The organism is Tardiphaga sp. 866_E4_N1_4, assembly GCF_052076075.1.
Taxonomy (GTDB): domain Bacteria; phylum Pseudomonadota; class Alphaproteobacteria; order Rhizobiales; family Xanthobacteraceae; genus Tardiphaga; species Tardiphaga robiniae.
In genome coordinates this window covers 3,238,634-3,263,927 of the sequence record NZ_CP197242.1, presented here as the reverse complement: position 1 = coordinate 3,263,927, position 25,294 = coordinate 3,238,634, and the positions used below count along the sequence as shown (strand labels likewise).

Genomic DNA, 25,294 nt, shown 5'->3' with positions numbered 1-25,294 from the left:
GATCCATTGCTTGTTGTTCGGCCGCATCGGTGCTATCTGCCGAAAAGCCGATGTGATAGTCGCCTTCTCCTTTCGCATCGAGAAAATCCCGCTAAGGACACCGTTTGTGAAGCGGCTGGCAGAGTTGAACCTGCACATTCGGCAGACTGCAAACATGATACGTCAGCTCTGCGAATGCTTCGGAGTTCGGAGCAGTCAGTTCGGTATATTCGATCAGGGGTGGGTAATCCTGCCAAGGTCCGATGCCTATAGATTGGTAGTGCGCCTGTGTTTTGTCGATATCGTTCGCGACGAGGCAGATATGGTGAAGGTTGGCGAACAAGTTCATTCTCCAGCTCCTTGCTCGGGCATCACACAATTCAGCACGCGGCGTCCGCCGTCCAGATATATGGTTTCGCCGGTGATGTAGGAAGCGTCGTCGCTTGCAAGGAAGGCGACAACAGAAGCGATCGAGCGCTCCCATGGCGCCGAGCGTGCGACAGTTTCTCCTCATTCTTTGGAACTTCGAGGCCCGCACCGCAACCTTTCCATGCTCAAGCGCGAAAAGGCAGACATGCAGGGCTAAGTCAGCTCGCCGGATAGGTGTTCCCCTATTCCCTCGGCAATGGCGGACCATCTGTATTTGCTAGGCTTCCGGTCCGTTCCGCACCGGCTACCGACGGTGCCGGAGATCGACCTAACAGGTCACCTCGATCGTCTCTTCGGAAACATCAGAAGCGGCGTCATCGGCGGCCGGTCTATTGGTAATCAAGCTTGAAGTGTCCCCGCCCTGGCGTCTGGCGGTGACCGAGGGCATCGCCGAGCGCACGACGAACTTGAGTGCCTCGTAATTGAGAAGCTCGACACGTTAGGTTACAGGCGTTTCGTAGTGAACTCACTTCACTTTGCAGGTCTAGGTTGTCGGCGACGCATCCATGCTGACCGGAGGGGAATACTGAACCCGCAATTGTCAGAAGCTCGCCAGTCCGCTGCGTGTCATCGTCTGATCGAACGAGAGAACGAATTCCGGATGTCGATTACATGCTCGCGCATCAGCATTTCCGCTCGCCAAGATTCCCGTGCTTTGATCGCCTCGTAGATCCGATGATGATCGTCGTGCCGACGACGGACTTCCCGATGTTCAAACGCCACAATGTTCCTTGCAGACGAAGAGGGCACATTCTGGCAATTCCGGACCATCTCGGCGAGCATCCTATTGTCGGCGGCCGAGATCAAAGTCTGGTGAAAATCTGCGTTGATATCGCGATAAGCAAGCAAATCCGTTTCAGACAAGGTGGCGTGGGAAAGCAACTCGTCTCCCGCTACCAAGCTCGCTTCCATCACAGCGTGCTCGTTCGGATTAAACCCCCGTTCGGCAGCGAGCCTCGCTGCGAGCCCTTCAAGCGATGCCCGGATTTCGAACGCGCCAACGATGGCGCTCAACGGAAATTCCCGGACTGTGAAGCCGCGATTAGGTGAATAGTCTAATAGGCCTTCCCCGGCGAGAGCCTGAAGAGCGGCTCTGACTGGAGTTCGTGACACATCAAGCCGCTTGCTGAGCTGCACCTCGTTCATGCGTTCGCTTGCCGCGACAGTCCCGTCGAGAATGTCGTTGCGAACACGCTCCAGCACCGACAGAGATCGTGTACCCGCTCGAACCGGAAGGTCGATAGGAGGGGCGGCAATGGCAGTCACGGCAGCTAGCCTTATCTGAGGTCGGCGGTTGTATCAGAAACTGTGCGTAAGTCACTCAATCGCTACGATGGGATATTTGATCGATCTTTGCCGTTACGACGACGAGTCATCGAACGTACCAAACTTGTTTTTACGGTCGCGACATGTTCACGCATCAGAAGCTCAGAGCGATGGGCATCGCGCGTAAGGATTGCGTCATAGATTCTATGGTGGTCGTCGTGACGACGGCGCACATCCATATGCTCAAAAGCAACAATGTAATGCAGGGACGACTGAGGAACGATCTGGCAAAGACGGATCATTTCCACGAGCATCCGGCAACGTGCTGCCTTGTGTATAGTTTCGTGAATTATGAAGTTAATCGCACCGTAAACTTTTCGTTCGGTCTCACCGAGCGGCTCCTTGGCAAGTAGCTCGTCGCCATCCGCGAGGGCTTGCTCGATGACGTCGCGTTCCTCATCGCTGAGGCCACGTTCGGCCGCAAACCGTGCAGCCATTGCTTCTAGGTTCGCGCGGATTTCGTAAGCATCGATGATCTCTGGTGCTTGAAAACTTCGAACTGAGTATCCGCAATTCGGGGCGTATTCGAGAAGCCCGTCCGCTGCCAAGGATTGCAGTGCGGCACGTATTGGCGTCCGCGACACCCCCAACATCTCACTGAGCCTAACTTCTTGCAGTCGGGCGCCGGGTTCGAAGTCCCCCTCCAAAATGAAGGACCGGATGCGGTCGGCGACTGAAAGTGATCGCGTGGCGGTACGGTCGGGCGATTGAGCTGACTGATCGGACATGATTTCACGTTGTTTGCTTGGAAATGCATACAGTATCTCGATGAGTCTCGCAAGACGAATATTGCAGTGCACGCACCTCATTAGTTCCCTGTAAGCGCGATAAAAGGTCAAAAATTAGCTGCATCGCACGAAGTGAAGCAACAAATTGCCAATTTTTTGCTCTCAGAATGTATACAATAATTGTTGACTGTTGGGTGGATTGTACTCAATGTTGCGTAATCGAATACACGTTGGGGAAGGGCGTACGGAAAATGGAAATGAACGGCACGGCGCGACACGTAGCAAAGCGGGAGCGATCGGAAGTTGCGCTTCCGGAGTGTGTCTCGGCCTCATGCCTGCGTGAGTTCCAACGGTGGTTGGCGTGACCGGCCGGATGAAGCATCTCCTGGCGACCGGGGGGGCGGCTATTGCGGCAAACTCCGGTGGGGGCGCTCTTCCGGTTGTTGATGTACTGGCCGATTTCGGCGTGAGCTGTCTTTTCATCGACTGCGAGCGAACGGCGATCTCCGTGGAGAATGTTCCCGTCTTAGCTCGTGCGGCACAGGCGCGCGGGATGAGTGCGATCGTACGAGGCCCGTCCAAAGACTCGGCCGTCCTCACTCGATGTCTTGATTGTTGTATCGACGGTTTAGTTCTTCCAGGCGTAGAGAGCGCGCAAAAATGCGTGCTACTGAGGAGCGTCGACCGGACTGCTGCGCGCGGCCGCGAGGCCGATCTGGCCCCCATGGCGCAAATCGAAAGTCTCCCAGGGGGCTTCGCGTGGGCCGAGATCTCCTCGTCGTCTGGAATCGATGCCGTCCTCGTCGGGCCGAGCGACCTCGCGCATTCGATGGGCCGCCTTGGTGACATCGGCCACCCAGAAGTGGCCTCAGCGGTTGATGGACTCGTGACGGACTTGGCCATCGCGGGCAAGCCGTTTGGTCTCCCGGTGACTCCGAGCTCCGCCCGTGAATGGCTCGGGCGAGGCGCCCGTCTTCTCTACGTATCACTCGCAACCCTGATGGCGCCTGGTCTCCGAGATTTGCGGGGCATAGTCCGATGAATGAAGTCGGCCTCGTTAGTCCAACAGAGCTTGGCGGAATGCAGCGTTACTCGAAAAATCTGCTCGGCTTTTGCCCGCTTCTCGGATGCTTTGTGCGTCTATTACCTCACTGAAACTGTAGAGAATAAAGGAACTTCCGTATGACCGGCCCAACCTTGCCACGCGATCGATGCGACTATTCTGCAATCGTCGATCGTCCGAAGCTGAAGCTGCCGGGCAACTCCCGCATGATCGTTTGGACAATCGTGAATCTGGAGGTCTGGGATATCGCCAAGCCGATGGCGCGTCAGGTGCTGCCTGCGCCGACCGGCCTTCCGTTGTTGCCGGACGTCGCCAATTGGGGCTGGCATGAATACGGCATGCGCGTCGGCGTTTGGCGCTTCTTTGACCTCTACAAGAAGCTGGCTATCAAGCCGACGCTTTCGATCAATGCGCGTGTGTGTGAAGACTATGCCCGCGTTGCGCAAGAGGCGAAGGATCTCGATTGGGAGTTCATGGGCCATGCATACGAGCAGGGGCCGATTCATAAGGAAGAAAACCAGAAGGCGATGATTGATCGCTCAATGGATGTGATCGAGCAGTTTGCTGGTAAGCGCCCGGTTGGTTGGCTCGGGCCGGGTCTGACCCAGACGCTGGAAACGCCAGAATATCTTGCGGAAGCAGGCGTTAAGTACATCGGTGATTGGGTCTATGATGATGAGCCGACCGTCATTCGTACAGCGAAGGGGCCGCTTACGACGCTGCCATACACCGTCGAACTGAACGACATCCCGATGATGATGGTCCAGCACCACGACGCATCACAGCTCTTCAATCGGGCCAAGGATCAGTTCGACCGTCTCTACGCTGAGAGCGCCGATCGGCCGAAGATAATGTCGATTGCGATCCACCCGTACATCTCGGGTCAGCCGTTCCGCATCAAGTACCTCGAAGCAATCTACGACTACGTGAACAAGTTCGACGGGGTCGTACACTGGAACGGTGCCCAGATTCTCGATTGGTACAATGGCCAGGTGGCGAAGTGAACGCCGCCCGCCAACACGTGATCCCGCCGGTCCCGGCAACCGGCGTGCCGGTTGTCGGGGGAGGGTACTTTCCGGTCCGCCGCGTCTACTGCGTCGGCCGGAATTATCTCGATCACATCCGCGAAATGAAGGAGGGGGACGAGCGAGATCCGCCGTTTTTCTTCCAGAAACCGCGTGACAGCGTCGTTCCGGACGGCTCGCGTGTTCCTTACCCGCCGTACACTGAAGATTTTCAGTACGAAGTCGAACTTGTGATTGCGGTCGGCGAACCGGGGCGCAACATTGCGGTCGATGACGCTCTCGATCATGTTTGGGGCTATGCAGTCGGCATTGATCTGACCCGCCGCGATCGGCAACGCGACGCGCGCGATCTGCGGCTCCCTTGGGAGATGGGCAAGAGCTTCGATGCGTCGGCGCCATGCGGAGTGATCGCATCCGTCCGCGATGCAAGACTCTTCAGCAACTGCGCCATTATGCTTTCTGTGAATGGTGTCGATAAACAGTGCGGCGACATCGGCCAGATGATCTGGAATGTGCCGGAAATCATTTCTCAGCTTTCCAAACAGATAAAATTAGAGCCTGGCGACTTGATCTACACCGGCACGCCCGCGGGCGTGGGCGCCGTGGTGCCCGGCGACGTCATCGATGCGCGTATCGAAGGGTTGCCTTCGTTGACCATCACCATCACTGCAGCGGAGAGCGATCGTGCTGCCCACTGAACGCATTTCCTACTCACCGATTGACGGTCGCCCCAAGCTGGCGCTGCCAGACGGCAAGCGCATGGCGGTATGGGTGATCGTCAATGTTGAGGAATGGGACGCCAAGCAGACCATGCCGCGCACAGTTCTCACTCCGCCGGCTGGTGGCGTCCCGTCGCCTGATATCCCTAATTGGGCTTGGCACGAGTACGGAAACCGCGTCGGCTTCTGGCGCATGCTGAAAGTATTCGACGATTTTCGCATCCCGGCTGCACTCGCGATCAACGGTTCGGCGATCGTCGCCTATCCGTCGATCGTTGAGGCCGCCAAAGCGCGAAACTGGGAGTTCATGGGCCACGGCTTCACCCAGCGAAACATGCAGAAAGTGGAGAATGAGCGCGAGGATATCCGCAAAACCGCCGATGTAATTGAGCAGGTGACTGGCAAGCGTCCCCGCGGCTGGCTCGGACCAGGTCTCACCGAAACCTGGGAAACTCCGGATCTTCTGAAAATTGAAGGCTACGAGTACGTGTGTGACTGGGTTTTGGACGATCAACCAGTTTGGATCAAGACCGAGACGACACCCATTGTAAACGTTCCCTACACGCAGGAGTGTAACGATGTGGCGATGATGCTCATCCAGCATCACAAAGCATCAGAATATTACGATCGCGCCATCGATCAGTTCGAGCAGATTTATGAAGACGCGGAAGATTCCGCGCGAGTTATGGCACTGGTTGCGCATCCGTACATCATGGGCGCGCCGCATCGCCTGAAGTACTTCCGGCGCATCTTCGACACCATCGCAAGCAAACCGGATGTGGCTTTCATGACCGGTGAGCAAATCCTCGATTGGTACCTCTCCGTAGGTCCCAAGGCACCGACAGCATAGACGGCGTAGCTAGGCATGAGCTTCTTTCAAATCCTTAACGGCTTAACGTTCGCCGCACTGCTCTTCGTGGTTGCGAGCGGCTTCACACTGATCTTTGGTCTTCTTCGCATCGTCAATCTTGCGCATGGCGCACTTTACCTATTCGGCGGGTATGTCGGGTACAGCGTTGCCACGAAAAGCGGCAGCTTCGTACTTGGTGGAGTAGGTGCCATGGCAGCCATTGCGGCCATCGGTTTCGTCCTCGACCAGGGGCTTCTGCGCTTTGTCAGAGGAAGTGACACCAAGCAGGTCTTGATGACACTTGGCGTTGCATTCTTCTTGAACGACCTTGCGTTGGTCATTTGGGGTGGAGACAGTTTCACCGTTCCTATCCCGCAGATACTGCAAGGTGGCACACGAGTCTTCGGAACATTCTATCCGATCTACCGACTGTTTGTGCTTGGGATGGGGGTTTTCATCTTCATCGGACTTTGGATGATCCTTAATCACACACGGATCGGCGCTCTCATCAGAGCAGGTGTGGACGATGCTGAAATGGTGGAAGCATCGGGTGTGAACATCCGCCGTGTCTTCCTTTTCACTTTCCTTTTCGGTTCGGCGCTGGCGGGTCTGGGCGGATTGATGGGTGGCGCGTTCCTATCGCTCTACCCCTCTGCGGACGCAGAAATCCTCACGTTTAGTCTTGCGGTTGTGATCATCGGTGGTCGCGGCAGTCTGGTTGGCGTCGCCGTCGGAAGTTTGCTGGTGGGTCTCCTGAATACGCTCGGTCAAGTCATGTTCCCCGAGCTCGCCTATTTCGTAATTTTCGGGCCGATGGCAGTTCTTCTTGCCTTCCGTCCTCTCGGTTTGTTCGGACGTGCAGCATGATGAATCAGACAGCAAATCCCTCCCGTCTCGCCGGAATAACCGGCCGAGCCGCAATCGCCGCCGCAGCAATCGTCGTTGCTATCGCCACGCTGCCTTTGGTGCTTTCTAGCTATCAGGTCGGCCTTGCTACGGAAGTTCTGATCTTTGGGATTCTGGCGATGTCAATCGACATCTTGGCAGGATTTGCAGGGCGCACATCGCTTGGCCACGGCGCTATTTTTGGCGTCTCGACTTATGTGGTGGTGTATCTCTCGGCTCAGACAGAGATTTCTCCGTGGCTGGCGCTATTTGCGGGCGTAATCGCGGCAACGGCTGCCGCCGTGGTTTTCGCCGCCCTCGCGGTGCGTACGTCAGGAGTGTACTTCCAGCTGCTGACCCTCGCATTAGGCATGATCATCTGGGGCGTATGCCTACGTTGGACGCAGGTGACTGGCGGCGAGAACGGCATCCGCGGCGATGTACGTCCTCAGTTGTTGGCCGATCATGGCGCGTTCTTCTGGGCAGTTTTGGCAACTACGGTCATTGTGTCTTTCGCTATGTGGCGCTTTGTACGCTCGCCATTTGGTCTAACGCTCCGTGGTATCCGCGACAGCGAAAGTCGTATGCGAAGCCTTGGGTACAACGTGCCACTGCATCTGTTCATCGGCTTCACCGTCTCCGGCTTCTTTGCCGGTGTCGCAGGCGCGCTCTACGCGATGTTCAATAACTTCGTCAGCCCTTCGAGCGTTGCTCTCGCTCAATCTGTCGAAGGCGTCCTTATGATGATCGCGGGCGGCATTGGAACGCTGTTCGGTGGATTCATTGGCGCCGCAGCAGTAATCGCCCTCGAGAATATCGTCAGCGGAATGACAGAACGCTGGTTGATGGTGCTCGGTATCACGTTCGTCGTGGTCATGATCTTCGCGCCGGAAGGGGTTATCGGAAAAGTCCGTTCCCTTCTGTCACGCAAGAAACGCTAGTCGCCCCTTGGTTTCACATAAGCTTGTAACAAAAGGACTTCGAGATGGATCGTAGGACGTTTCTCAAGACTTCCACAGCTGCAGTTGCAGCGGCTGGTGTCGGTGTCGCGCCTTGGCGCAGCGCGCAAGCTCAAGCCGGGCCGATCAAGATCGGCCTTATGGCTTCGCTGACCGGCGTCGTCGCCGCCGTCGGCCGCGAAGTGGTCGAAGGCACTCAGTTTTATCTGGAGCAGAACAACCAGATGATGGGCGGCCGCAAAGTCGAGCTGATCGTGGAAGACGATGCCTCGAACCCTGACGTCGCTTTGCAGAAGGCACGTCGTTTGGTCGAGCAGGCAAACTGCCATCTGTTGCTTGGAAATGTGCTGGCAAATACCGGTCTCGCCGTTGCGAACTATGTGAAAGGCAACGGTACGCCGTACTTCATCTCGAACATTGCTGCCGATGACCTTACCCAGCGTGCACGGATCAAGAATGTCATTCGCGTGGCGGGCTACAGCGCGAGTGCATCGACCCATCCGGTCGGCGACTGGATGCTCAAGCAGGGCTACAAGAAGATCGCAATAATCAGCCAAGATTATACCTACGGCCATGAGCAGTGTGGTGGTCTCTCGCAGGTGTTCACCGAAGGTGGCGGACAGGTGGTCCAGCAGTTCTGGCATCCGCTCAACACCGCGGACTTTAGCCCTTACCTTGGCCAGATCGCTGATCTGAAGATCGATGCTCTTTATTCAATGGAGACTGGCGCAGACGCGACCCGATTCATTCAACAGTTCTCGTCGTTCGGTCTCAAAGGCAAAATTCCGCTTCTCATGTCGATGAACGGTACCGACCAGGCGGTTATCCGCACGCTTGGACCGGAATGCGAAGGCATCATCTCGTGCGCGCACTTCGCCGAAGGGGCGCCCAATGCCACAACCGGGGCCTTCGTGAAGGGGTATGAGGCGAAGTTTGGCAAGATTCCATCATTGTACGCATTCTCGATGTACTCGGGTACAATGTGGCTCGATGCCGCGCTTAAGAAGATGGACGGCAAGGTTGAAGATCGTGAGAAGTTGATCGAGACGGTACTGAGGACCGAGCTCGACAATTCGCCCCTTGGCCAGACAGTCAAGTTCGACGACTACGGCAATCCGGTTTACGACCATTACATCCGCAAGATCGTCAAGCGAGACGATGGCAAGTGGTGGAACGTTCCGTTCGAGACTTATCCGCAGGTCTCGCAATTCTGGAAGTACGATCCGGCGACCTACCTGAAGCAGCCGCCGTACTCGCGCGCCTTCCAGGGCATCAAGAAAACCTGACCTATCGACATTGAGGCGCGGCTTTGCCGCGCCTCCTTCAACGGGAAAGTTTCGTGTCCGAACCAATTCTCTCGCTCAGCGACGTGGCCGTCGCCTTTGATGCGCTTCGCGCAGTCGATGGCGTCAGTCTCACGGTACCGCGTGGCCAGCGCCGCGCCATCATCGGCCCCAACGGCGCGGGAAAAACCACGCTGTTCAACGCGATTGCCGGCGCTCATCCGCCGACATCTGGCAAAATTGTCTTCAACGGCTACGACGTCACCAAGATGCCGCCACATCGGCGCGCACAGCTCGGGATTTCGCGCACGTTTCAAATTACCAATCTGTTCCCCACGCTGAGCGTGCAGGACAACATGATGTTGGCGTTGCGAGGCTTAAAGCCGAGCAAATTCTCAATGTTCGGATCTCCGGAGCCTGATTCAACGGACGCCGACCGCGTAGACGCCGCATTGAAAGCTGCGCGTATCGCGGAGCGCGCTGACGTAATCGTGAAGGAAATGTCCTACGGAGAGCAACGCCAGCTGGAAATCGCGATAGCCTTGGTCACGACGCCCACGATGTTGCTGTTGGACGAACCTGCGGCTGGTTTATCGCCATCGGAACGATCGATGATTGCTGAAGTCATTCGATCGCTCGATCCATCAATCACTGTCGTCTTGATCGAGCATGACATGGACCTGGCACTGGGTCTCGTCGATCACGTCACCTGTATGTTTGAGGGCCGGGTACTTGTTGAGGAGCCGCCAGAGGGCATCCGTCGCAATGCAAAGGTTCAGGAAGTCTATCTCGGGAAGCCGCGTCATGCTTGAGGTTCGCGATCTGCACAGTGGTTACGGGGACGCCGTCGTCGTGAATGGCGTTTCTCTTGACGTCAAACGAGGCGAGATCGTTGCTCTGCTAGGCCGAAATGGAATGGGCAAGACGACGTTCATCCGCTCGATCATGGGGCTCACACCCCCAAGAGTTAAAGCTGGAACTGTCAGGTGGAAGGGAGAAACCCTCACTGGCCTCACTGCGCATGAAATCGCTGATCGGAAGATTGCGATCGTTCCGCAAGGCCGACGCTTGTTTCCGTCACTGACGGTGACCGAACATCTGACCATGTTGAAGAGCGCGCGCGCGAAGCACGGCTGGACGCTTGATCGTGTTTTCGGGATTTTCCCGCGGTTGGCTGAGCGTAAGAATCATCGTGGCGGGCAGCTCTCTGGCGGTGAACGAGGCATGCTTGCTGTTGGCCGCGCGCTGATGATCGACCCTCAATTGATTTTGATGGATGAACCGTCGGAAGGTCTCGCTCCGGTCATGGTGCAGCATCTGGAGGGCATCATCGAAGACCTGAAGAGGGAAGGCCTCTCGATCTTGCTTGTCGAGCAAAACCTCTACAGCGCCCTTGAAGTTGCTGATCGGGTTTACGTCATGGAAACGGGTCAGATCGTTCATCATGGAACGGCGGAAGAGCTGAATAATCAGAAAGAGGTGTTGTTTAAGCGCCTTGGTGTGCATTGAGGTGGTCATGAACGAAGCCCTACTTCGCGCCATAGCATCCGACCTTAACCAAGCGGAATCTGCTGCCACACGAACAAGTCGAATGGCAGCACTTGTTTCTGATACGAATGTTCGGGTTTCAGTACTGGCTTTGGATCAGATGACGCTCGACGACACGCCATATTCTTTCGTGTCGTGGTTGTCGGCGAAGGACTCTAGCAAATGAGTAAGTTGGATATCGCTGCGCTCGATCTGAGCGGGCTGGCGTCCGCCATCGCCAAGGCCGAGGTTACGTCGTTTGATGCCACGACGGTCGCTCTTGATCGTTTGGATAGCATCGGCCGCGTGCTTCATGCCGTAGTTCAGCTTGATCGTGAGAGTGCATTAGAAGCGGCGTCGATGGCGGATAAACTCCGTAACTCGGGGGCTCAGCTGGCTTCACTCCACGGTGTTCCGCTCGCGCACAAGGATCTCTTTTATCGGAAGGGACATATCTCCGGAGGCGGTTCGAAGATCCGTTCCGCTTTCCGGGCTGAAACGACTTCCACGGCAGTTGCTCGTTTGGATGCTGCTGGCGCGCTCGATCTCGGCCGTTTGCAACTCGCCGAATTTGCACTCAGCCCCACCGGCTATAACGAGTTCCTTGGGCATCCGCTGAACCCTTGGAATCCGGCACATGTTCCGGGTGGTTCCTCATCGGGGTCCGGCGTCTCCGTTTCTGCACGTCTTGTTACGGCATCACTCGGTACTGATACCGGCGGATCGCTTCGGCATCCTGGAGCAATGTGTGGCCTTGTAGGGCTGAAGCCGACATGGGGGCTTGTGCCGTCGGACGGTGTCATGCCGATGTCTTCGACGTTGGATTGCCCCGGGCCCTTAACGCGTACTGCGATGGATTCTGCCCAGATCCTATCGATTATCGCTGCGCGGGATTTTCTCGCAGGAATCGATGGCGGCATTGCCGACATGAAGATCGCCGTGCCCGGCGGCTATTACCGGGAATTACTGCATCCGGAGATAGCGTCAGCCCTTGGCGAAGCTACCATTGTTCTGAAATCGCTCGGTGCACTCGTCATTGAGACGTCTCCGCCCGATATGGCTACGATCAATGCGCTCATGCACCTTGTGATGAGCGTCGAAGCAGCGACCATTCACCGCCGCTGGCTAGTCGAACGTCCACAGGACTACGCCGATCAGGTCCGTGCACGTATCGAGCCGGGACTGTTCTATCCAGCGACGCGATATGTCGAGGCGCTGTCGATGCGAGCGAAGATCGCGCAGGAGTGGATTTCAGCTTCTATAGGCGAGGCCGATCTAGCGCTTCTGCCAGCGATATCGATCCCCGTACCCACGATTGCCGAAACAACGGAAGGCGACCCAGGTGACGTCGCGCGCGTGATTGGGCAAGTGACGCATTGCACCCGCGGCATCAACTATCTGGGTCTACCCGGAGCGTCGGTGCCTTGTGGCTTTGACAGCGCAGGACTCCCGATTGCCTTCCAGCTTGTCGGACGGCCTTACAGCGAAGGGGCCATCCTTCGTACTGCGCATGCTTACCAGGGAGCGACCGATTGGCATCATCGAGTGCCGCCCGCTGCCGCCATCAACTGACCAAGAGACAATAAAATGCCGATTATCGATATGCATACCCACGCGCTTAGTAAGCGCGTAGAGCCTCTGGTTGCCGGGAAATACGATCCAATGAGCAATCCCTATCGTCGCGACATGTCGCCGGCGAGTCGGGAGACGGATGCAGAGCAGGGCAAGATATTGCCCGGCCTCATGCTGGATATTGCGAAGCGACGCGAGATGATGGCGACGATGGGCGTCGACGTCCAGGTGATCGCGCCGGCGCCAGCGCAACAGAACTATTGGGCGGACGAGGCGTTGCTCGTGGCGCTCTCCCGCGTGCAGAATGAGGACATTGCAGCACTGGTGGCGCAAGATCCTACGCATTTCGTCGGTATGGGTACGCTGCCAATGCGATTCCCCGCGCGCGCGGTCGAAGAGGCCGTCCACGCCGTGGAAACACTAGACCTTCGTGGGTTCCAGATTGATACCCGTGTTGAGGAGCTCGAACTGTCCAATGCGGCTTTCGATCCGCTATATGCCCGCTTGGCCAAGCTTGGCGTGCCACTCTTCATTCACCCGCTGGGCTTCTCGCATGGCCAGCGTTTAGGCGATTTCTTCATGGTCAACAGCGTGGGCCAGCCCGTCGAAGAGACAATGGCGGTCGCTCATTTCATCCTGGGCGGTATTCTCGATCGCCATCCGGATCTGCAGGTCGTCATCGCCCATGGCGGCGGGTATTACCCGTTCTATGCCGCGCGCATGGATCATGCCTGGAAGGTACGTCCGGAGGTTCGCAAACTCACTGCAGATGCGCCTTCGACCTACCTAAGCCGTCTTTGGTACGATACCTGCGTGTTTTCTCCTTCGCTCATCGAAACGCTGGTGGCGACGGTTGGCATCGATCGGGTGATGTTGGGCTCCGACTATCCTTTCGACATGGGCGACGAAGATCCCGTCGGACTGGTCCGGCGCGCAAAACTTTTGGACGCGGACCGTGAGAAGATCCTTTTCGGCAACGCCAGCCGCCTGTTCCGGATCGGCTGAAAATCTCGCCGTGCCGTCGCCCGGCGGCGCGTTTTTTTGACTCAAGCAGCTAAGCTTCGATGGATCTATCATGATGAACAATGGCAAACCTTACGGTCTGTATATCGACGGTCGCTTTCAGCCAGCCAGCACCGGACGGACCATCCGTGTCGAAAACCCGAAGGACCGCAGCCATCTTGCTGACGTGGCTGAAGGTGACGCGCAGGACATCAACATGGCGATTGACGCCGCGGAGCGTGCGGCCAAGGTTTGGGCTGCAACGCCGGGTGCCGTACGCGGGGACATCATGCATAGGGCAGGTGAGTTACTTGCCAAGAAGCTTCCCGAGCTCATCACCATTGAGGTCGATCAGATCGGTCGCGCTCGGCGGGAGATGAGTGCGCAGCTCGGACGCCTGCCGGAGTGGTTCCGGTATTTTGGCGCGCTGGCACGCACTCACGAGGACACAGTGCCACCGTTCGGCGGTGATTTCCTCAACTACACCCGCCGCGTCCCGCTTGGCGTGGTCGGTCACGTGACGCCGTGGAATCATCCGCTGTTAATTTTGACGAAGAAGATCGCGCCGTCCATGGCGGCGGGTAACACTATGGTCGTGAAACCGAGTGAACTCGCGCCGATCACCCCGTTGCTACTGGGTGACATCTTCAAGGAAGCGGGGGTGCCGGACGGCGTTTACAACGTAGTTCCGGGCTTTGGCGCGACGGCGGGCAAAGCGCTTGCCGGCAGTACGAGGATCAAGAAGATCGATCTGACCGGCGGGACTGAAACCGGCAAGATGGTTGCTTCGATGGCAGGCGCCAATCTGACCAAGGTTGCCGCCGAGCTTGGCGGCAAAGCGGCGGTGATCATGTTCGACGACACCCCGATCGAGCGCGGCGTCGCTGCGGCTCTGTTTGCTTCGTTCATCGCGACCGGTCAGACCTGCGTGCAGGGCGCGCGCCTCCTTGTTCAACGTTCGATCCACGATGCAGTCGTTTCCGAGCTAGTGAAGCGGACCAGCGCGATCCGGATCGGCGATCCGCAAGATATGGCCATTCAGATGGGGCCCTTGGTCTCGGCCAAGCAACGCGAACTTACCGAGCGCTATGTGAAGATCGGTCTGGAGGAGGGTGCAACTCTGGCGGCCGGTGGCAAGCGGCCGGACGGTCAGATCTTCGACAAAGGATACTTCCACCAGCCAACCATCTTCACCAAAGTTAAGCCAAACATGCGCATCGCCCAGGAAGAAATCTTCGGGCCCGTGGTGTGTGTGATCCCCTTCAACACCGAAGAGGAAGCGATTGCGATTTCGAACGGAACTGAGTTCGGGCTGGCTACTTCGATCTGGACACGGGATGTCACCCGTGCGCACCGCGTAGCTCATCAGCTAGAGAGCGGCATCGTCTGGATCAACGACCATCATCGCATCGATCCTTGTTCGCCCTGGGGTGGGTTCAAGATGAGCGGCATCGGCCGTGAGAACGGCGTCGTGGCCTACGAAGAATATACCCAGATTCAGAATGTGGTCGTCAATCTCTCCGATGAGACATTCGACTGGTACGCCGACGACGGCCGAGAGAAGCGTTACAGCTAAAAGCTCTTTGGAATTCTTATCACTGGACTGACTTCATTGCCTCGGCCAGTGGGCAGCGTTGGCTAGTCAATGAGCGGCATTGCCGCCAATTTGAGGAGGAGACAGCATGATTAAAGCAGCCATTGTCGGATTGGGCTGGTGGGGACAGACGATTGCAGCGGCGCTTGCCGATAGCAAGGTCATGAAGCCGGTCCTCGGAATTGACCCGAACGAAGCGGCCTGCGACAAGGCGGCCGCGCTCGGACTTGAGATCGGCACGAGCTTTGCCGAGGTTCTCACGCGACCCGACATCGACGCCGTAATCCTCTGTACCCCAACTGAACAACACGCTGATCAGATTGTAGCTGTTGCTTCGACCGGTAAGCACATCTTTTGCGAGAAGCCGCTGTGTACGACCGAAGCGGAAGCCGAGCGGGCGATTGCTGCCGTTCAAGCGGCCAAGATCAAGCTCGGATTCGGTCACGAGCGTCGTTTTATGCCCGCCATTCTCGAAATGCGGCGTCGCCTCGCCGACGGTGAATTCGGCAATGCCATGCTGGTCGAAGGAAATTTCAGCCACGACAAGATGACTCATCTTTCTGCGGATAGCTGGCGTTTTTCCAACACGATTAATCCCGTGGGGCCTTTGTCCGCGCCAGGCATCCACATGGTGGACCTCTCGATCGCGATCCTCGGTCGGCCGAAGAACGTGCTTGCGAGGCTGTCAACGCTCGGCACCAGTTTTCCTAACGGCGATACTTTGGCGATTTCGATTGGATTCGAGAGCGGTGCAGCCGCGCTGCTCACGGCTATCCTTGCCACGCCCTTTATGGGACGATTCGCTGTCTTTGGGTCTAAGGGCTGGATGGAAGTGCGCGATCGCTCACATCCAGAGAACTCGACCGGATGGGATGTGACGCGCAAGGCCTTGGACGGCGATCCGATTTCCGCTTACTACCCGCCGCATCCTGCAATTCGCGACAACCTCGAAGCTTTTGGCAGAGCTGTGATGGGCGGCGATCCGTATCCTGTCACTCATGAGGAGATGCTCATGAACGTGCGTACCTTTGCGGCTATCCGCCGCTCCGTTGTTAGCGGCGCTATTGAGGACATCTGACGCGGCCAAATGAGGCAATCTCGGGTGGCGCGGTCGCCCGACGGCACCTAACAGTGAGGACGGCATATGACGGGATCAAGCGAAAAGCGCGTCGGGATAATCGGTGCTGGTATCATGGGGTCGGCGATGGCGAAGAACCTTCGCCATGCTGGTTTCGAAGTATTTGGATATGACCCGGTACCCGAGGCGCAGGAACGGCTGCGATCAATGGGCGCAAAAGCCCTTGCGTCTCCTCGCGAGGTCGCAGATGCCGCGCCGATTATGCTTTTACTATTGCCCAGCGCCGCTGCTCTCGACGCGGTTGTAGGTGGTCGAGACGGAATTGCAGCCGCTTGCAGAACGGGGCAAATCGTCGTCGAGAGTTCCACACTCCCGCTTGCGGCTAAGAAGGCGGCACTGGAGCGCCTTGAGCCAATAGGGATGAAGATGCTCGACTGTCCGGTCAGTGGCACTGGCGCCCAAGCTGAAAAGAAAGATCTCGTCATGCTTGGAAGCGGAGAGGAGGCGGTGTTCCAGAAGTGCCTTGAGGTCTTCGAAGGCATATCCCGTATTCAGCGCTACGTTGGTGATTTCGGACATGGGAGCATGCTCAAGTACATAGCAAATCACATGATTACAATCCACAACGTCGCCGCTGCTGAGGCAATGGTACTAGGTATGAAAGCAGGAATTGACCCTGCGCTCGTTTACGAGACCCTTTCTGACAGCGCCGCGACGTCGCGAATGTTTCAGGTCCGCGGACCGATCATGCGGGATCAGAACTACGAAGAGGCGACCTCTACAATCCGCCTCTATCGTAAGGATCTTTCCATTATTGATGGATTCGCAGCAGAGCATGGAGTTGCGCTTCCGTTGTACTCTGCAGCATCCGAAATGTACCATGCCGGGTTGTCGCTCGGTTTCGGTGAACTCGATCCCGCCGCGGTTTGTAAAGTCTTGGAGACGTTGAACGGGATTGATCGAAGCGCCTCCAAATCTCCTCCCAAATAATGCTTTGGGCGACAGGCAGGTATATTGCTCGGTTGTGGGGGCGGTTTCAGCGACCGCTCCCATTCCTCGAATACTGGAGAGATGAAATGCTGGCGTCGTCGCTTGAAATCCGGATCCGAAAATTCTTCCAGGACATGCTCTACTTGGCCCAGTTCTATGTCATCACCGATTGCCGGCAGCACGTCCCGGGCGGTAAGTGATAAGAGAAAACCCTGCGTCATCGACAGAGAGAAACGCTCTGTGCGAGGTGATCCGTTTCGGCAAGGTCAATGATCTGGTGCGTTCCGTCAGGCATGGCTTTGACGATGCCGTTGCCGAGGGTCTCGTCGATGAAATAGGCCGGAACGCCAGCTGCGTGAGCCGGCTTGATGGCCGGACGCCGAATTTCGCGATTTCCGCTTCGAACATATGAAGCATTTCGAGCGTCATGACCATCCTGCGAACAAACATACGCTTTCGAAAGAAAATGCCATCCGCGGGCGCGATCGCCCTTGGGAAAGAGTGACCTACGGCGACATCAACATCGCACCCGCGAGAACGATCATCAGGGCCAAAGGGGAGTGCCAAAGGGATCGTCTGTACCGTCTGCAGGACCGCATCGTAGGCCGTCGACATCCTCCTTTGCGCCTAGTGCCGCAGGTTTGCACCGATGCGTCATGGGTCAGCGGCTGTAAAGCGAACCTAAAGATTGACACCTGCCGCCACTAGAGATACGCATAGTCGTACATTCAATAAACGGAAGTGAACTTTCGAATGTCGAAAGTTGCAAGCGAGACAGGAGGTTCGCAAACGGTCGATAGGGCGCTTGCCGTTTTGCAGATCATCGTTGCGAATGAGCAGCCCGTCCTACTTGAAGATTTGGCTCGGCGTGCCGGCCTGAACGGTGGTGTGGTCTATCGTTTAGTTCGCTCTCTCGTGGCGGCAGGGTTCGCCTACCGTTCCGAGTCAGGGGGCTACGGCGTTGGAGCTGAACTTGTTTCGATAAGTGTCTTGGTTTCCAGCCGTATCGATCTTAGGCGCGCGATGCGTCCAATTATGCAGGCCATTGTTGATCAATTCGGTGAGACGGCGTCACTTCATGTGCAGTCCGGTGAAAAACGGATTTGTGTTGAAGTTGTTGATGGGACGCACGCCGTCCGCCGAGTCGTGCCAATCGGCGAATCCCTCCCGTTGTATGCTGGCGAGACCGGGCGCGTCTTTCTGTCGTTGTTGCCAGACCCAGAGCAGAAAACGTTCATCCAGCTGGCTGTGGCCTCGGGCATAAGCGAAGCCTTGCTCATCCGTGACATATCATTCGTCAGAAGAAAGGGATTCTTCATTGGCGTGGGTGAGCGAACACCGAATGTGGGCGCGGTTAGCGTCGCCATTAATAGTCCCGACGGTCTTCTTGGAGTTCTCACTATTTCGGGACCTGCGAGCCGCTGGACCCGCAATGCCATGGAGCAGGCGGTGCCGCAAATTATCGAATTGGTAAAGTCGCGATCCATCGCGCACGGAGACGGAAAATGAACCGTATAGAAAAGACGCAACCCTCGACGAACTATACGTTCCGCGAATTATCCAGAGATGAGTACGATCAGTCATCGACGAAAAGATGCGAGTACGTCAGCGAGCCGCCTGCGGCGATCAGCGAAGGGTTAGAGCGGATTGGCTTGTTTAACGATCGTGGCATGCTGCTCGGTTGGGGCTCAATCCGTGCGGAAGCGCTACCGCATTCAGCCTATGATCGTGCATGGAAGATCTGCGCCCTGACAACTTACGACGAGCAGGGCTCCGCGGGCGCAGCGTCAATACTGTTGACGCATCTTCTCGGTTTGGCGCGTTCGCATGCCGCATCTCTGATTTGGTGCGATGTCGGTAAAGCCAGTCTGCGATTATTACGGTCGTTTGGCTTCACACTCACAGAAGCAGATTGCAAAGATGAGAATGTTGTACGGGTCACCAGCCGGGTTGATGGAGTGGTAGATATCTCAAGGCCAAGCCAGGACGAGGAAATCGTGCGCATCGGCAACCTCCCACGCCTCAGTCGAGCAGTAGTTTTTAATCGCATGGTGCATATCGGGGGGCTACTTCCAAACAGATCCGATATATCAGCCGGTGATCAGGCACGTGAAATTCTCGAAAAAATTGATGCGATCTTGTTGGCCGCTGGCACAAGCCGGCATCGATTGATCTCTGCAATGGTTTTCCTCAAAGACTTACGTCACACCAAAGAAGTGAACGCTGTATGGGAAGCCTGGGTGCCCGCGGGCACAGCACCAGCGCGGGCGTGTGTCCAGGCTGTCCCTGGTTCCGAGGAATACGCCGTGGAAATCGCCGCTATCGCCGCAACCTAAATCCGATCAACGATCCGCGCCCTAGAAGCTGTCAAGCTGCTTAATTTGAGGATTGTCACATGAACCGCTGGACTGCGCGCCGCATCACTCGGCGAACACTTCTTGAGACGAGCGTTGCTGTGCTGGTAGGGCAGACCGCCCCGGCCTTCGCACAAAAAAGCTATCCCACAAAACCTATCAACATCGTCGTTCCGTTTCCTGCAGGATCGGTCGCCGATGCCATAGCGCGCCAATTTGGCCAATTCTTATCGTCGCGAACGAACGGCACGGCAATCATCGAAAACAAGGCCGGTGCAGGTGGAATGATTGGAACCGCCGCGGTCGCTCGTGCTGCGCCTGACGGCTACGTACTGGTCGCAACGACCAACACAACACACTCAGCGGTCGAAGCACTCTTCAAGAAAGTTGCATACGATCCCGTGACTGATTTCAGTCATATCGCTGCTGTAGCCCGCGTGCCGACGGTCGTTTGCGTAAAAGCGGATTCGTCGTTCCAGTCGATCGAAGCCGTAGTTCGCTTCGCCAAGGACAATCCAGGTAAAATTGAATATGGACATGGAAATTCCAGTGGTCAAATACTTGGTGAAACTCTGAAAACGGCTAACAATATAAATATCGTTAGGGTTAGCTACCGCGGTGTACCGCAGGTTCTCACAGATGTGCTCGGTGACCAGATTAAGGTCGCGATCATTGATTTAGCCAGTGCACTCCCTCTGATAAACTCTGGAGCGTTGAGATGTCTCGCGGTGTCAACGGCGGCCCCTAGTCCACTTTTGCCTGATGTACCATCGCTCAATGACACCGTAATTCCTGGGTACGACCTAACTCCATGGTTTGGATTTGCTGGTCCTGCAGGACTCCTTACGGAAGTGACCGCGACGTTAGGATCTCGGTTGGAGGCGTTCGCGAACGACGTGGAGGTCAGGAAGAGAATGTCGGATCTCTCGGTGGATATACGCTGGGTGGCACCTGGTCAGATCAACGAATTCGTACGGGATGAAAGAGACAAATGGTTGCGCTCCGTAAGAGCGGCTGGGATCTCGCCAGAATAGAGGGAATAAACTTACCCGCACAGTTTGCTAAAAATGAAGTTGACACGGAGCTCGGTGACCAATGCATAAGGGCGACAGGAGGCGGGCCCCCCGTCGTATCGAGGATGCTCGCCTAATTGCCGGGCAAGGCAATTATCTCGATGATCTGAAAATCGTCGGCCTCACTTTTGGATTTATGTTACGGTCGCCCCATGCACATGCTCGAATACGCTCGATAGACGTTGCGGATGCGCGCAGCGCCGATGGCGTGCTCGCTATCATCACAGGGAGCGACCTGTCATCCTCATCATTTGGATGCCTCCCGTCTCCGGGAGGGTACTTCCAACGAGATGGCTCGCCGATGTACGTGCCGAAAACGCCGTTGTTGGCCGTAGATAAGGTGCGGTGGGTCGGCGATGGCGTAGCTTTTATCGTCGCTGAAACGATGCAGCAAGCCCAGGATGCAGCAGAGCTGATAGTGATCGACTATTGTGCTTTGCCGGCCGTGATTTCGATCAAAGATGCACAACGCTCAGATTCGCCCTTAGTGTGGGACGACTGCAGGAACAACGAATGCTTCACTGCAATAGAGGGTGACCGTACGGCAGTCGAGGCGGCGTTCTCGAACGCCGATCATGTAGTTCACCAAGTTATGCCGATAAGTCGCGTAACGGCCGCGAGCATGGAGCCTCGTAGCGCCATCGGCATGTTCGACAAGTCTAGCGAGCGATTCACGCTGTACGCGGGTATTCAGCGAGCCCATCTATTTCGTAACTATCTTTCCCGCTACGTCATCAACGTTCCTGAAACGAAGATTCGCGTCGTATCACCAGATGTTGGTGGAAGCTTTGGCGTGAAAGGGGCGCTTTACCACGAGCTTGGCTGCGTTCTGATGGCCGCGCAGATCGTCGGGCGCCCCGTCAAATGGGTTTCAACCCGCTCAGAAGCATTTCTAGCCGACGCTCACGGTCGCGATAGCATCTTCGACGCATCTCTCGCACTCAGCAAAAGCGGCGAGTTTCTCGCCATGAAGGTATCCGGAATAGCTGCAGTAGGTGCATGGCTGCAGCCGATGATGCCCGCATGCGCCGGAAATTTCGGAGCGTTAGCTGGCGTATATCGCACCCCGAAGATCTGTTTCGAACTCACGGGCGTATTTACGAATACCAACCCGATAGGTCCCTATCGAGGAAATGGTCGTCCCGAGGCCGCTTACATAATAGAGAGATTGATCGATATCGCGGCTGATGAAATCGGAATGGATCCCGCTGAGTTGCGCAGCCGCAACTATATCGCGCCGCATGAGATGCCTTTTAAGACCGGCCTGACGTTTACCTACGACAGTGGGGAATTTGAAAACAATATGAGATCTGCGATGGAGCTCGCTGATTATACCGGCTTCGAGCGACGTCGCGCAGCCGCACGACGTCATGGAAAGCGGGCTGGCATCGGCATTGCCAATGTTATAGAGCGCGCATCTCCATCGGGCTATGAAAGCGCAGAGATACGTTTCAATGCGAGCGGTTCTGTAACTATTCTGACCGGAAGCGTCGGCCAGGGGCAGGGGCATCAAACGGCGTTCACGCAGATAGTGCGAGATCGACTAGGTTTATCTTTCAGCGAAATCGAGTTCGTCCAGGGAGATACGGACCGCGTCGCTCTTGGCGAAGGCACGGGCGGATCACGGTCGGCGACGCTAGGTGGGAATGCGCTTCTACTAGCGGCGGATGAGATAATTAGACAAGCCCGGCCCATAGCCGCTCATATGATGAATAGAAGTGAGGACTCTCTAACCTTTGACGATGGGGTGTTTTCGTCAATAGGCACGAATGAATCCGTGTCGATCCAGCAAGTGGCCGTGTACGTGTCCAGCACTGACCGACTGCCGACGGGGCTGGTGAGCGGCCTCCACGCATCATCAGTTTATCGGTGTGAGGCGCCTAACTTTCCAAATGGATGTCACATCTGCGAGGTTGAAATCGATGAAGCGACAGGCGTTGTTGATGTTACGCGATACAGCGTCGTCGATGACGTCGGAAACATAATAAATGATATGATAGTCGAGGGGCAGCTGCACGGCGGTATTGCGCAGGGAATCGGTCAGGCGCTGATGGAGAGCATACATTTTGACGATGACGGTCAGCTCATAACCGCATCGTTCATGGACTATGCGATGCCTCGCGCGGTGGATATGTGCAAATTTACTTCACGCAGCAATAACGTGCCGACTTTGACGAATCCGCTCGGGGTAAAGGGTGCAGGCGAAGGCGGGTGTGTGGGAGCGCTGCCGGCGGTCTCCAATGCCTTGGTTGATGCGCTAAGTGATCTGGGTATTCGCCACATTGAAATGCCAGTCACGAGTCAAACGATATGGACGTTGATACGCAACGCTAAGAGCGGATCTCATCCTATTCAAATCGGTTCTTGATACTTGTCAGTTTGGGAATCTGTAGGGACCAGAGGCCGAGCGAGCCGGCAATATTCCGGTCTCAGCACGGTTCCGACTCTGCATGGGCAGCTATATTGGCGCTCGTTGGGCCTTTCATGCGCGAAGCGCACCGGGTTTAAACATCCTTGGCACCTGCCGCCAGCTGGCTCCAGATGAGCTATGTCGGGGCGTTTTGTCTTTAAGAGGGAACAGTAATGGCACTGACGATAAGTGGACAAGTACGACTGGCGTCTTCCCGCGAGTTCATTTGGGAGAAACTCAATGACGCGGCCGTACTAAAAAAGGCGATCCCCGGATGCGAGGAGCTAGAGCATACAGAAGGCGGCGGGTTGCGTGCCACCGTCAAAGTGAAGATCGGCCCAGTTGCAGCGCGCTTCAGGGGAACGGTAGCGTTTACCGATATAGATCCGCCAAATGGATATAAGATAGTTGGCGACGGAGAAGGCGGAATCGCCGGTATTGCGAAAGGGATTGCCTTGGTTAGGCTGACGGACGTGGATGGTGGCACGCAGTTGACTTATGATGTCGAGACCCACATCGGCGGAAAGCTTGCTCAACTCGGCCAGCGCTTGATTGCCGGATCTGCGAAAAAGCTTATCGATGAGTTCTTCTCAAATTTTACCAACTCCATCAAACCATAGAGACAGCGCCGTGGATCCGATGATTTCAACGGTTGCTCATTTAGACGTAGTCGCTTGAATAACATCGCAATGACCGCGAGCGAAATAATCGTTGAAGGATGTCGACCATCGAACGCCATTGATCCATGTTTTGCGAGAGGAGCTCGCGGTGACAAGAAAACGTATTGGATGTGATACCATCGCGAGCATGAGTTGCGCGGCAAGAACAGTGAATAAGCGAGCGCGCGTCGTCGCGACGCGGGAGCAGCGCTCCCGGAGATCGAGCTTGTCATGACGGTAGTCTCCGGGGGATGGCAGAAGGCCCGAACGGTCCAATTGAAACGGCGTCGGGGTCAAGACCTAGCGCCGTTTGGCTTGGTCTGGCGGGGGTCGATCAGTGACCCAAGCCGAGAACGCCGCCAGCGGCGCAGAGCGATTCACCGGTCACCCAGTGCGAATCTTCCGACGCCAGGAAGACGGCGACCGGGGCAATATCCTCGGGTTCGCCGAAACGGCCGAGCGGCGTGTCGACAAGTACCTTTTCGCCGAATTCGCCGACGAACGCGCCGGCGGTAGCGGGCGTGTTCGTGTGGCCCGGCAGGATCGAGTTCACGCAGATCTTACGCGGCCCGAGTTCGCGAGCAAGCGCGAATGTCATGGTGTCGACGGTGCCCTTGGTAGCCGCATAGACGCTGAAGGCCAGGAATGGGCCCGTGCTCAGGATCGAGCTGATGTTGATGATGCTGCCGCACGGTGCGTGCCTGCGCATGACGCGCCTGATCGACCGTCCCGAAGAGTCCGCGGTGCTGGCGCCGATGATCGAGCGCGAGATCCTGTTTCGCGTGCTGCAGGGCCCGCAGGGCAACATGCTGCGCCAGATTGCCGGCACCGAAACATTCACTGATGACGTGGCCGCCAAGAACGACGAAGGCGCCGTATGGATCCATTCCGGCTGGTCCAGCGCCTTGCGCGACCGCTCGATTGCGAGTGACACAAAGAGACATGAAAGGTTCTGTCGACGTTCACCAGAAGATTTATGCGATATCGCGCTGCAGCCAGTCCAAATGTCGCGCAACAGATCTTGCCATGGCCTGCTTGCCGTTGGTCGCGATGACAGCATTCCAGAAAGCGCCATAGATGGCATCGTAGGCGAGCGGCTTGACACGATCTGAGATCTTCTGCACGGCGGCAGCGCCATGGGGAATGAAATTCGGATAGGAGCGCATGAATCCAAGATGCTTGCGATCGGCCACGACCTGCAGGATATCTCCTGACAGAAGCGCGCCGCGCCCATTCGCGCCTTGCGCCCAATGCATGATCGTGCCGCCGTCGTAGTGGCCGCCGAGGCGGACGAGGGTCATGCCCGGCGCAATCTCCCTGGTGTCACCCTGCCACAATGTCAGGCAATCATCCTTTCGCATGATCCATTCGCGGTCGGCCTCGTGCACATAGACTGGGACGTCAAAAGTGCGGCCCCATTCGACCATCGTCGTGTAATAATGCGGATGCGAGATCGCTACGGCGCGCAACCCGCCCAGGCCCTTGATGAGGTCGACCATGACGTCGCTGAGCAGACTGACGCAGTCCCACATCACATAACCCTGATCCGTCGGCACCAACAGCGCGCGCTGATTGATGCCGAAGGCCGGCATAATGCCGATGCCAATCAGCCCGGCTTCGTCGCGGAAGGCCGGCATGTGGCTGCGCTCGAGCCGCTCTTGGGTCGTCCAAGACTGGCCCGCTGGCAGCACGAACTGACGCTCTTCCTCGCAGATGATACATGCCGGCGGCGGCGCCGCCGACGGGTCATACTGCGTACCGCAGGTGGTGCAAATGAATGCGTCCATAG

General features: G+C 56.7%; 24 protein-coding genes and 2 pseudogenes. 20 read left to right on the top strand and 6 right to left on the bottom strand.

Going from position 1 to position 25,294, the window contains the following annotated elements:
- Positions 1-91: 91 nt before the first annotated feature.
- From AB8B20_RS15910 to AB8B20_RS15895, 4 genes and pseudogenes are all read right to left on the bottom strand, one after another.
- The gene (locus tag AB8B20_RS15910; protein ID WP_439074698.1) at positions 92-328 is read right to left on the bottom strand and encodes a hypothetical protein; all 237 of its coding nucleotides are present in this window, start codon (positions 326-328) and stop codon (positions 92-94) included.
- Positions 325-450 (bottom strand): annotated as a pseudogene (locus AB8B20_RS15905) (SDR family oxidoreductase); the annotation flags it as partial. The gene AB8B20_RS15910 and the pseudogene AB8B20_RS15905, both read right to left, overlap by 4 nt.
- Positions 451-975: 525 nt before the next feature.
- Positions 976-1,674 (bottom strand): GntR family transcriptional regulator, encoded by a 699-nt coding sequence (locus AB8B20_RS15900; protein ID WP_439074699.1) that lies wholly within the window; start codon positions 1,672-1,674, stop codon positions 976-978.
- Positions 1,675-1,736: 62 nt separating this feature from the next.
- Complete coding sequence (locus AB8B20_RS15895) at positions 1,737-2,462, bottom strand: GntR family transcriptional regulator (protein WP_439074700.1); 726 nt, start codon at positions 2,460-2,462, stop codon at positions 1,737-1,739.
- Between the two features lie 373 nt (positions 2,463-2,835).
- On the opposite strand from AB8B20_RS15895, the gene AB8B20_RS15890 reads away from it, so the two are divergent.
- The 19 genes from AB8B20_RS15890 (at position 2,836) to AB8B20_RS15800 (ending at position 23,466) form a co-directional block, all read left to right on the top strand.
- Positions 2,836-3,504, top strand: coding sequence for an aldolase/citrate lyase family protein (locus AB8B20_RS15890; RefSeq protein WP_439074701.1), 669 nt, complete (start codon positions 2,836-2,838; stop codon positions 3,502-3,504).
- Between the two features lie 278 nt (positions 3,505-3,782).
- A complete protein-coding gene (locus tag AB8B20_RS15885) occupies positions 3,783-4,529 on the top strand; it encodes a polysaccharide deacetylase family protein (protein WP_439074702.1) in 747 nt (248 codons plus the stop codon).
- Positions 4,526-5,248, top strand: coding sequence for a fumarylacetoacetate hydrolase family protein (locus tag AB8B20_RS15880; protein WP_439074703.1), 723 nt, complete (start codon positions 4,526-4,528; stop codon positions 5,246-5,248). The genes AB8B20_RS15885 and AB8B20_RS15880 overlap by 4 nt, the downstream gene beginning before the upstream one ends.
- The gene (locus AB8B20_RS15875; RefSeq protein ID WP_439074704.1) at positions 5,235-6,119 is read left to right on the top strand and encodes a polysaccharide deacetylase family protein; all 885 of its coding nucleotides are present in this window, start codon (positions 5,235-5,237) and stop codon (positions 6,117-6,119) included. Before AB8B20_RS15880 ends, AB8B20_RS15875 begins: the two co-directional genes overlap by 14 nt.
- 15 nt (positions 6,120-6,134) lie before the next feature.
- Entirely contained in the window at positions 6,135-6,986 is an 852-nt protein-coding gene (locus tag AB8B20_RS15870; RefSeq protein ID WP_439074705.1) for a branched-chain amino acid ABC transporter permease, read from the top strand.
- Entirely contained in the window at positions 6,983-7,945 is a 963-nt protein-coding gene (locus AB8B20_RS15865; protein ID WP_439074706.1) for a branched-chain amino acid ABC transporter permease, read from the top strand. Before AB8B20_RS15870 ends, AB8B20_RS15865 begins: the two co-directional genes overlap by 4 nt.
- Positions 7,946-7,989: 44 nt before the next feature.
- A complete protein-coding gene (locus tag AB8B20_RS15860) occupies positions 7,990-9,249 on the top strand; it encodes an ABC transporter substrate-binding protein (protein ID WP_439074707.1) in 1,260 nt (419 codons plus the stop codon).
- A gap of 23 nt (positions 9,250-9,272) precedes the next feature.
- Positions 9,273-10,058: an ABC transporter ATP-binding protein gene (locus tag AB8B20_RS15855; protein ID WP_439074708.1), complete on the top strand. Its 786-nt coding sequence runs from the start codon at positions 9,273-9,275 to the stop codon at positions 10,056-10,058.
- Positions 10,051-10,755 (top strand): ABC transporter ATP-binding protein, encoded by a 705-nt coding sequence (locus AB8B20_RS15850; RefSeq protein WP_439074709.1) that lies wholly within the window; start codon positions 10,051-10,053, stop codon positions 10,753-10,755. The genes AB8B20_RS15855 and AB8B20_RS15850 overlap by 8 nt, the downstream gene beginning before the upstream one ends.
- A 201-nt stretch (positions 10,756-10,956) precedes the next feature.
- Positions 10,957-12,345, top strand: a complete 1,389-nt coding sequence (locus AB8B20_RS15845) for an amidase (RefSeq protein WP_439074710.1) — start codon at positions 10,957-10,959, stop codon at positions 12,343-12,345.
- Positions 12,346-12,360: 15 nt separating this feature from the next.
- Positions 12,361-13,350, top strand: a complete 990-nt coding sequence (locus AB8B20_RS15840; protein ID WP_439074711.1) for an amidohydrolase family protein — start codon at positions 12,361-12,363, stop codon at positions 13,348-13,350.
- A gap of 70 nt (positions 13,351-13,420) precedes the next feature.
- The gene (locus AB8B20_RS15835) at positions 13,421-14,923 is read left to right on the top strand and encodes an aldehyde dehydrogenase (RefSeq protein ID WP_439074712.1); all 1,503 of its coding nucleotides are present in this window, start codon (positions 13,421-13,423) and stop codon (positions 14,921-14,923) included.
- 106 nt (positions 14,924-15,029) lie between these two features.
- Positions 15,030-16,019: a Gfo/Idh/MocA family protein gene (locus AB8B20_RS15830; RefSeq protein WP_439074713.1), complete on the top strand. Its 990-nt coding sequence runs from the start codon at positions 15,030-15,032 to the stop codon at positions 16,017-16,019.
- 66 nt (positions 16,020-16,085) lie between these two features.
- On the top strand, positions 16,086-17,009 hold the full coding sequence (locus AB8B20_RS15825) for an NAD(P)-dependent oxidoreductase (protein WP_439074714.1): 924 nt from the start codon (positions 16,086-16,088) through the stop codon (positions 17,007-17,009).
- A gap of 753 nt (positions 17,010-17,762) precedes the next feature.
- Positions 17,763-18,518, top strand: a complete 756-nt coding sequence (locus AB8B20_RS15820; protein WP_439074715.1) for an IclR family transcriptional regulator — start codon at positions 17,763-17,765, stop codon at positions 18,516-18,518.
- Entirely contained in the window at positions 18,515-19,345 is an 831-nt protein-coding gene (locus AB8B20_RS15815; RefSeq protein WP_439074716.1) for a RidA family protein, read from the top strand. The genes AB8B20_RS15820 and AB8B20_RS15815 overlap by 4 nt, the downstream gene beginning before the upstream one ends.
- Before the next feature lie 59 nt (positions 19,346-19,404).
- Positions 19,405-20,397: a Bug family tripartite tricarboxylate transporter substrate binding protein gene (locus tag AB8B20_RS15810; protein ID WP_439074717.1), complete on the top strand. Its 993-nt coding sequence runs from the start codon at positions 19,405-19,407 to the stop codon at positions 20,395-20,397.
- 61 nt (positions 20,398-20,458) lie between these two features.
- A complete protein-coding gene (locus AB8B20_RS15805) occupies positions 20,459-22,804 on the top strand; it encodes a xanthine dehydrogenase family protein molybdopterin-binding subunit (RefSeq protein WP_439074718.1) in 2,346 nt (781 codons plus the stop codon).
- Between the two features lie 215 nt (positions 22,805-23,019).
- Positions 23,020-23,466 carry a CoxG family protein gene (locus tag AB8B20_RS15800; protein ID WP_439074719.1) on the top strand — a complete coding sequence of 149 codons (447 nt, stop codon included), beginning with the start codon at positions 23,020-23,022 and terminating at the stop codon, positions 23,464-23,466.
- Positions 23,467-23,839: 373 nt separating this feature from the next.
- Here AB8B20_RS15800 and AB8B20_RS15795 read toward each other — a convergent pair whose 3' ends face one another.
- Positions 23,840-24,214, bottom strand: coding sequence for an SDR family NAD(P)-dependent oxidoreductase (locus tag AB8B20_RS15795; RefSeq protein WP_439074720.1), 375 nt, complete (start codon positions 24,212-24,214; stop codon positions 23,840-23,842).
- Between AB8B20_RS15795 and AB8B20_RS15790 the strand changes: the two are divergent.
- A pseudogene (locus AB8B20_RS15790) lies at positions 24,201-24,330 on the top strand (AraC family transcriptional regulator N-terminal domain-containing protein); the annotation flags it as partial. The gene AB8B20_RS15795 and the pseudogene AB8B20_RS15790 overlap by 14 nt on opposite strands.
- A gap of 149 nt (positions 24,331-24,479) precedes the next feature.
- Here AB8B20_RS15790 and AB8B20_RS15785 read toward each other — a convergent pair.
- Positions 24,480-25,292, bottom strand: coding sequence for an MBL fold metallo-hydrolase (locus AB8B20_RS15785; protein WP_439074721.1), 813 nt, complete (start codon positions 25,290-25,292; stop codon positions 24,480-24,482).
- Positions 25,293-25,294 lie beyond the last annotated feature (2 nt).

What these genes read in the sequence shown, in the direction of transcription:
- AB8B20_RS15845 (WP_439074710.1), top strand. Translation starts at nt 10,957, where the DNA reads ATGAGTAAGTTGGATATCGCTGCGCTCGATCTGAGCGGGCTGGCGTCC.
- AB8B20_RS15785 (WP_439074721.1), bottom strand. Translation starts at nt 25,292, where the DNA reads ATGGACGCATTCATTTGCACCACCTGCGGTACGCAGTATGACCCGTCG.
- AB8B20_RS15910 (WP_439074698.1), bottom strand. Translation starts at nt 328, where the DNA reads ATGAACTTGTTCGCCAACCTTCACCATATCTGCCTCGTCGCGAACGAT.
- AB8B20_RS15870 (WP_439074705.1), top strand. Translation starts at nt 6,135, where the DNA reads ATGAGCTTCTTTCAAATCCTTAACGGCTTAACGTTCGCCGCACTGCTC.
- AB8B20_RS15860 (WP_439074707.1), top strand. Translation starts at nt 7,990, where the DNA reads ATGGATCGTAGGACGTTTCTCAAGACTTCCACAGCTGCAGTTGCAGCG.
- AB8B20_RS15865 (WP_439074706.1), top strand. Translation starts at nt 6,983, where the DNA reads ATGATGAATCAGACAGCAAATCCCTCCCGTCTCGCCGGAATAACCGGC.
- AB8B20_RS15825 (WP_439074714.1), top strand. Translation starts at nt 16,086, where the DNA reads ATGACGGGATCAAGCGAAAAGCGCGTCGGGATAATCGGTGCTGGTATC.
- AB8B20_RS15835 (WP_439074712.1), top strand. Translation starts at nt 13,421, where the DNA reads ATGATGAACAATGGCAAACCTTACGGTCTGTATATCGACGGTCGCTTT.
- AB8B20_RS15810 (WP_439074717.1), top strand. Translation starts at nt 19,405, where the DNA reads ATGAACCGCTGGACTGCGCGCCGCATCACTCGGCGAACACTTCTTGAG.
- AB8B20_RS15820 (WP_439074715.1), top strand. Translation starts at nt 17,763, where the DNA reads ATGTCGAAAGTTGCAAGCGAGACAGGAGGTTCGCAAACGGTCGATAGG.
- AB8B20_RS15805 (WP_439074718.1), top strand. Translation starts at nt 20,459, where the DNA reads ATGCATAAGGGCGACAGGAGGCGGGCCCCCCGTCGTATCGAGGATGCT.
- AB8B20_RS15895 (WP_439074700.1), bottom strand. Translation starts at nt 2,462, where the DNA reads ATGTCCGATCAGTCAGCTCAATCGCCCGACCGTACCGCCACGCGATCA.
- AB8B20_RS15840 (WP_439074711.1), top strand. Translation starts at nt 12,361, where the DNA reads ATGCCGATTATCGATATGCATACCCACGCGCTTAGTAAGCGCGTAGAG.
- AB8B20_RS15890 (WP_439074701.1), top strand. Translation starts at nt 2,836, where the DNA reads ATGAAGCATCTCCTGGCGACCGGGGGGGCGGCTATTGCGGCAAACTCC.
- AB8B20_RS15830 (WP_439074713.1), top strand. Translation starts at nt 15,030, where the DNA reads ATGATTAAAGCAGCCATTGTCGGATTGGGCTGGTGGGGACAGACGATT.
- AB8B20_RS15850 (WP_439074709.1), top strand. Translation starts at nt 10,051, where the DNA reads ATGCTTGAGGTTCGCGATCTGCACAGTGGTTACGGGGACGCCGTCGTC.
- AB8B20_RS15815 (WP_439074716.1), top strand. Translation starts at nt 18,515, where the DNA reads ATGAACCGTATAGAAAAGACGCAACCCTCGACGAACTATACGTTCCGC.
- AB8B20_RS15795 (WP_439074720.1), bottom strand. Translation starts at nt 24,214, where the DNA reads ATGCGCAGGCACGCACCGTGCGGCAGCATCATCAACATCAGCTCGATC.
- AB8B20_RS15800 (WP_439074719.1), top strand. Translation starts at nt 23,020, where the DNA reads ATGGCACTGACGATAAGTGGACAAGTACGACTGGCGTCTTCCCGCGAG.
- AB8B20_RS15885 (WP_439074702.1), top strand. Translation starts at nt 3,783, where the DNA reads ATGGCGCGTCAGGTGCTGCCTGCGCCGACCGGCCTTCCGTTGTTGCCG.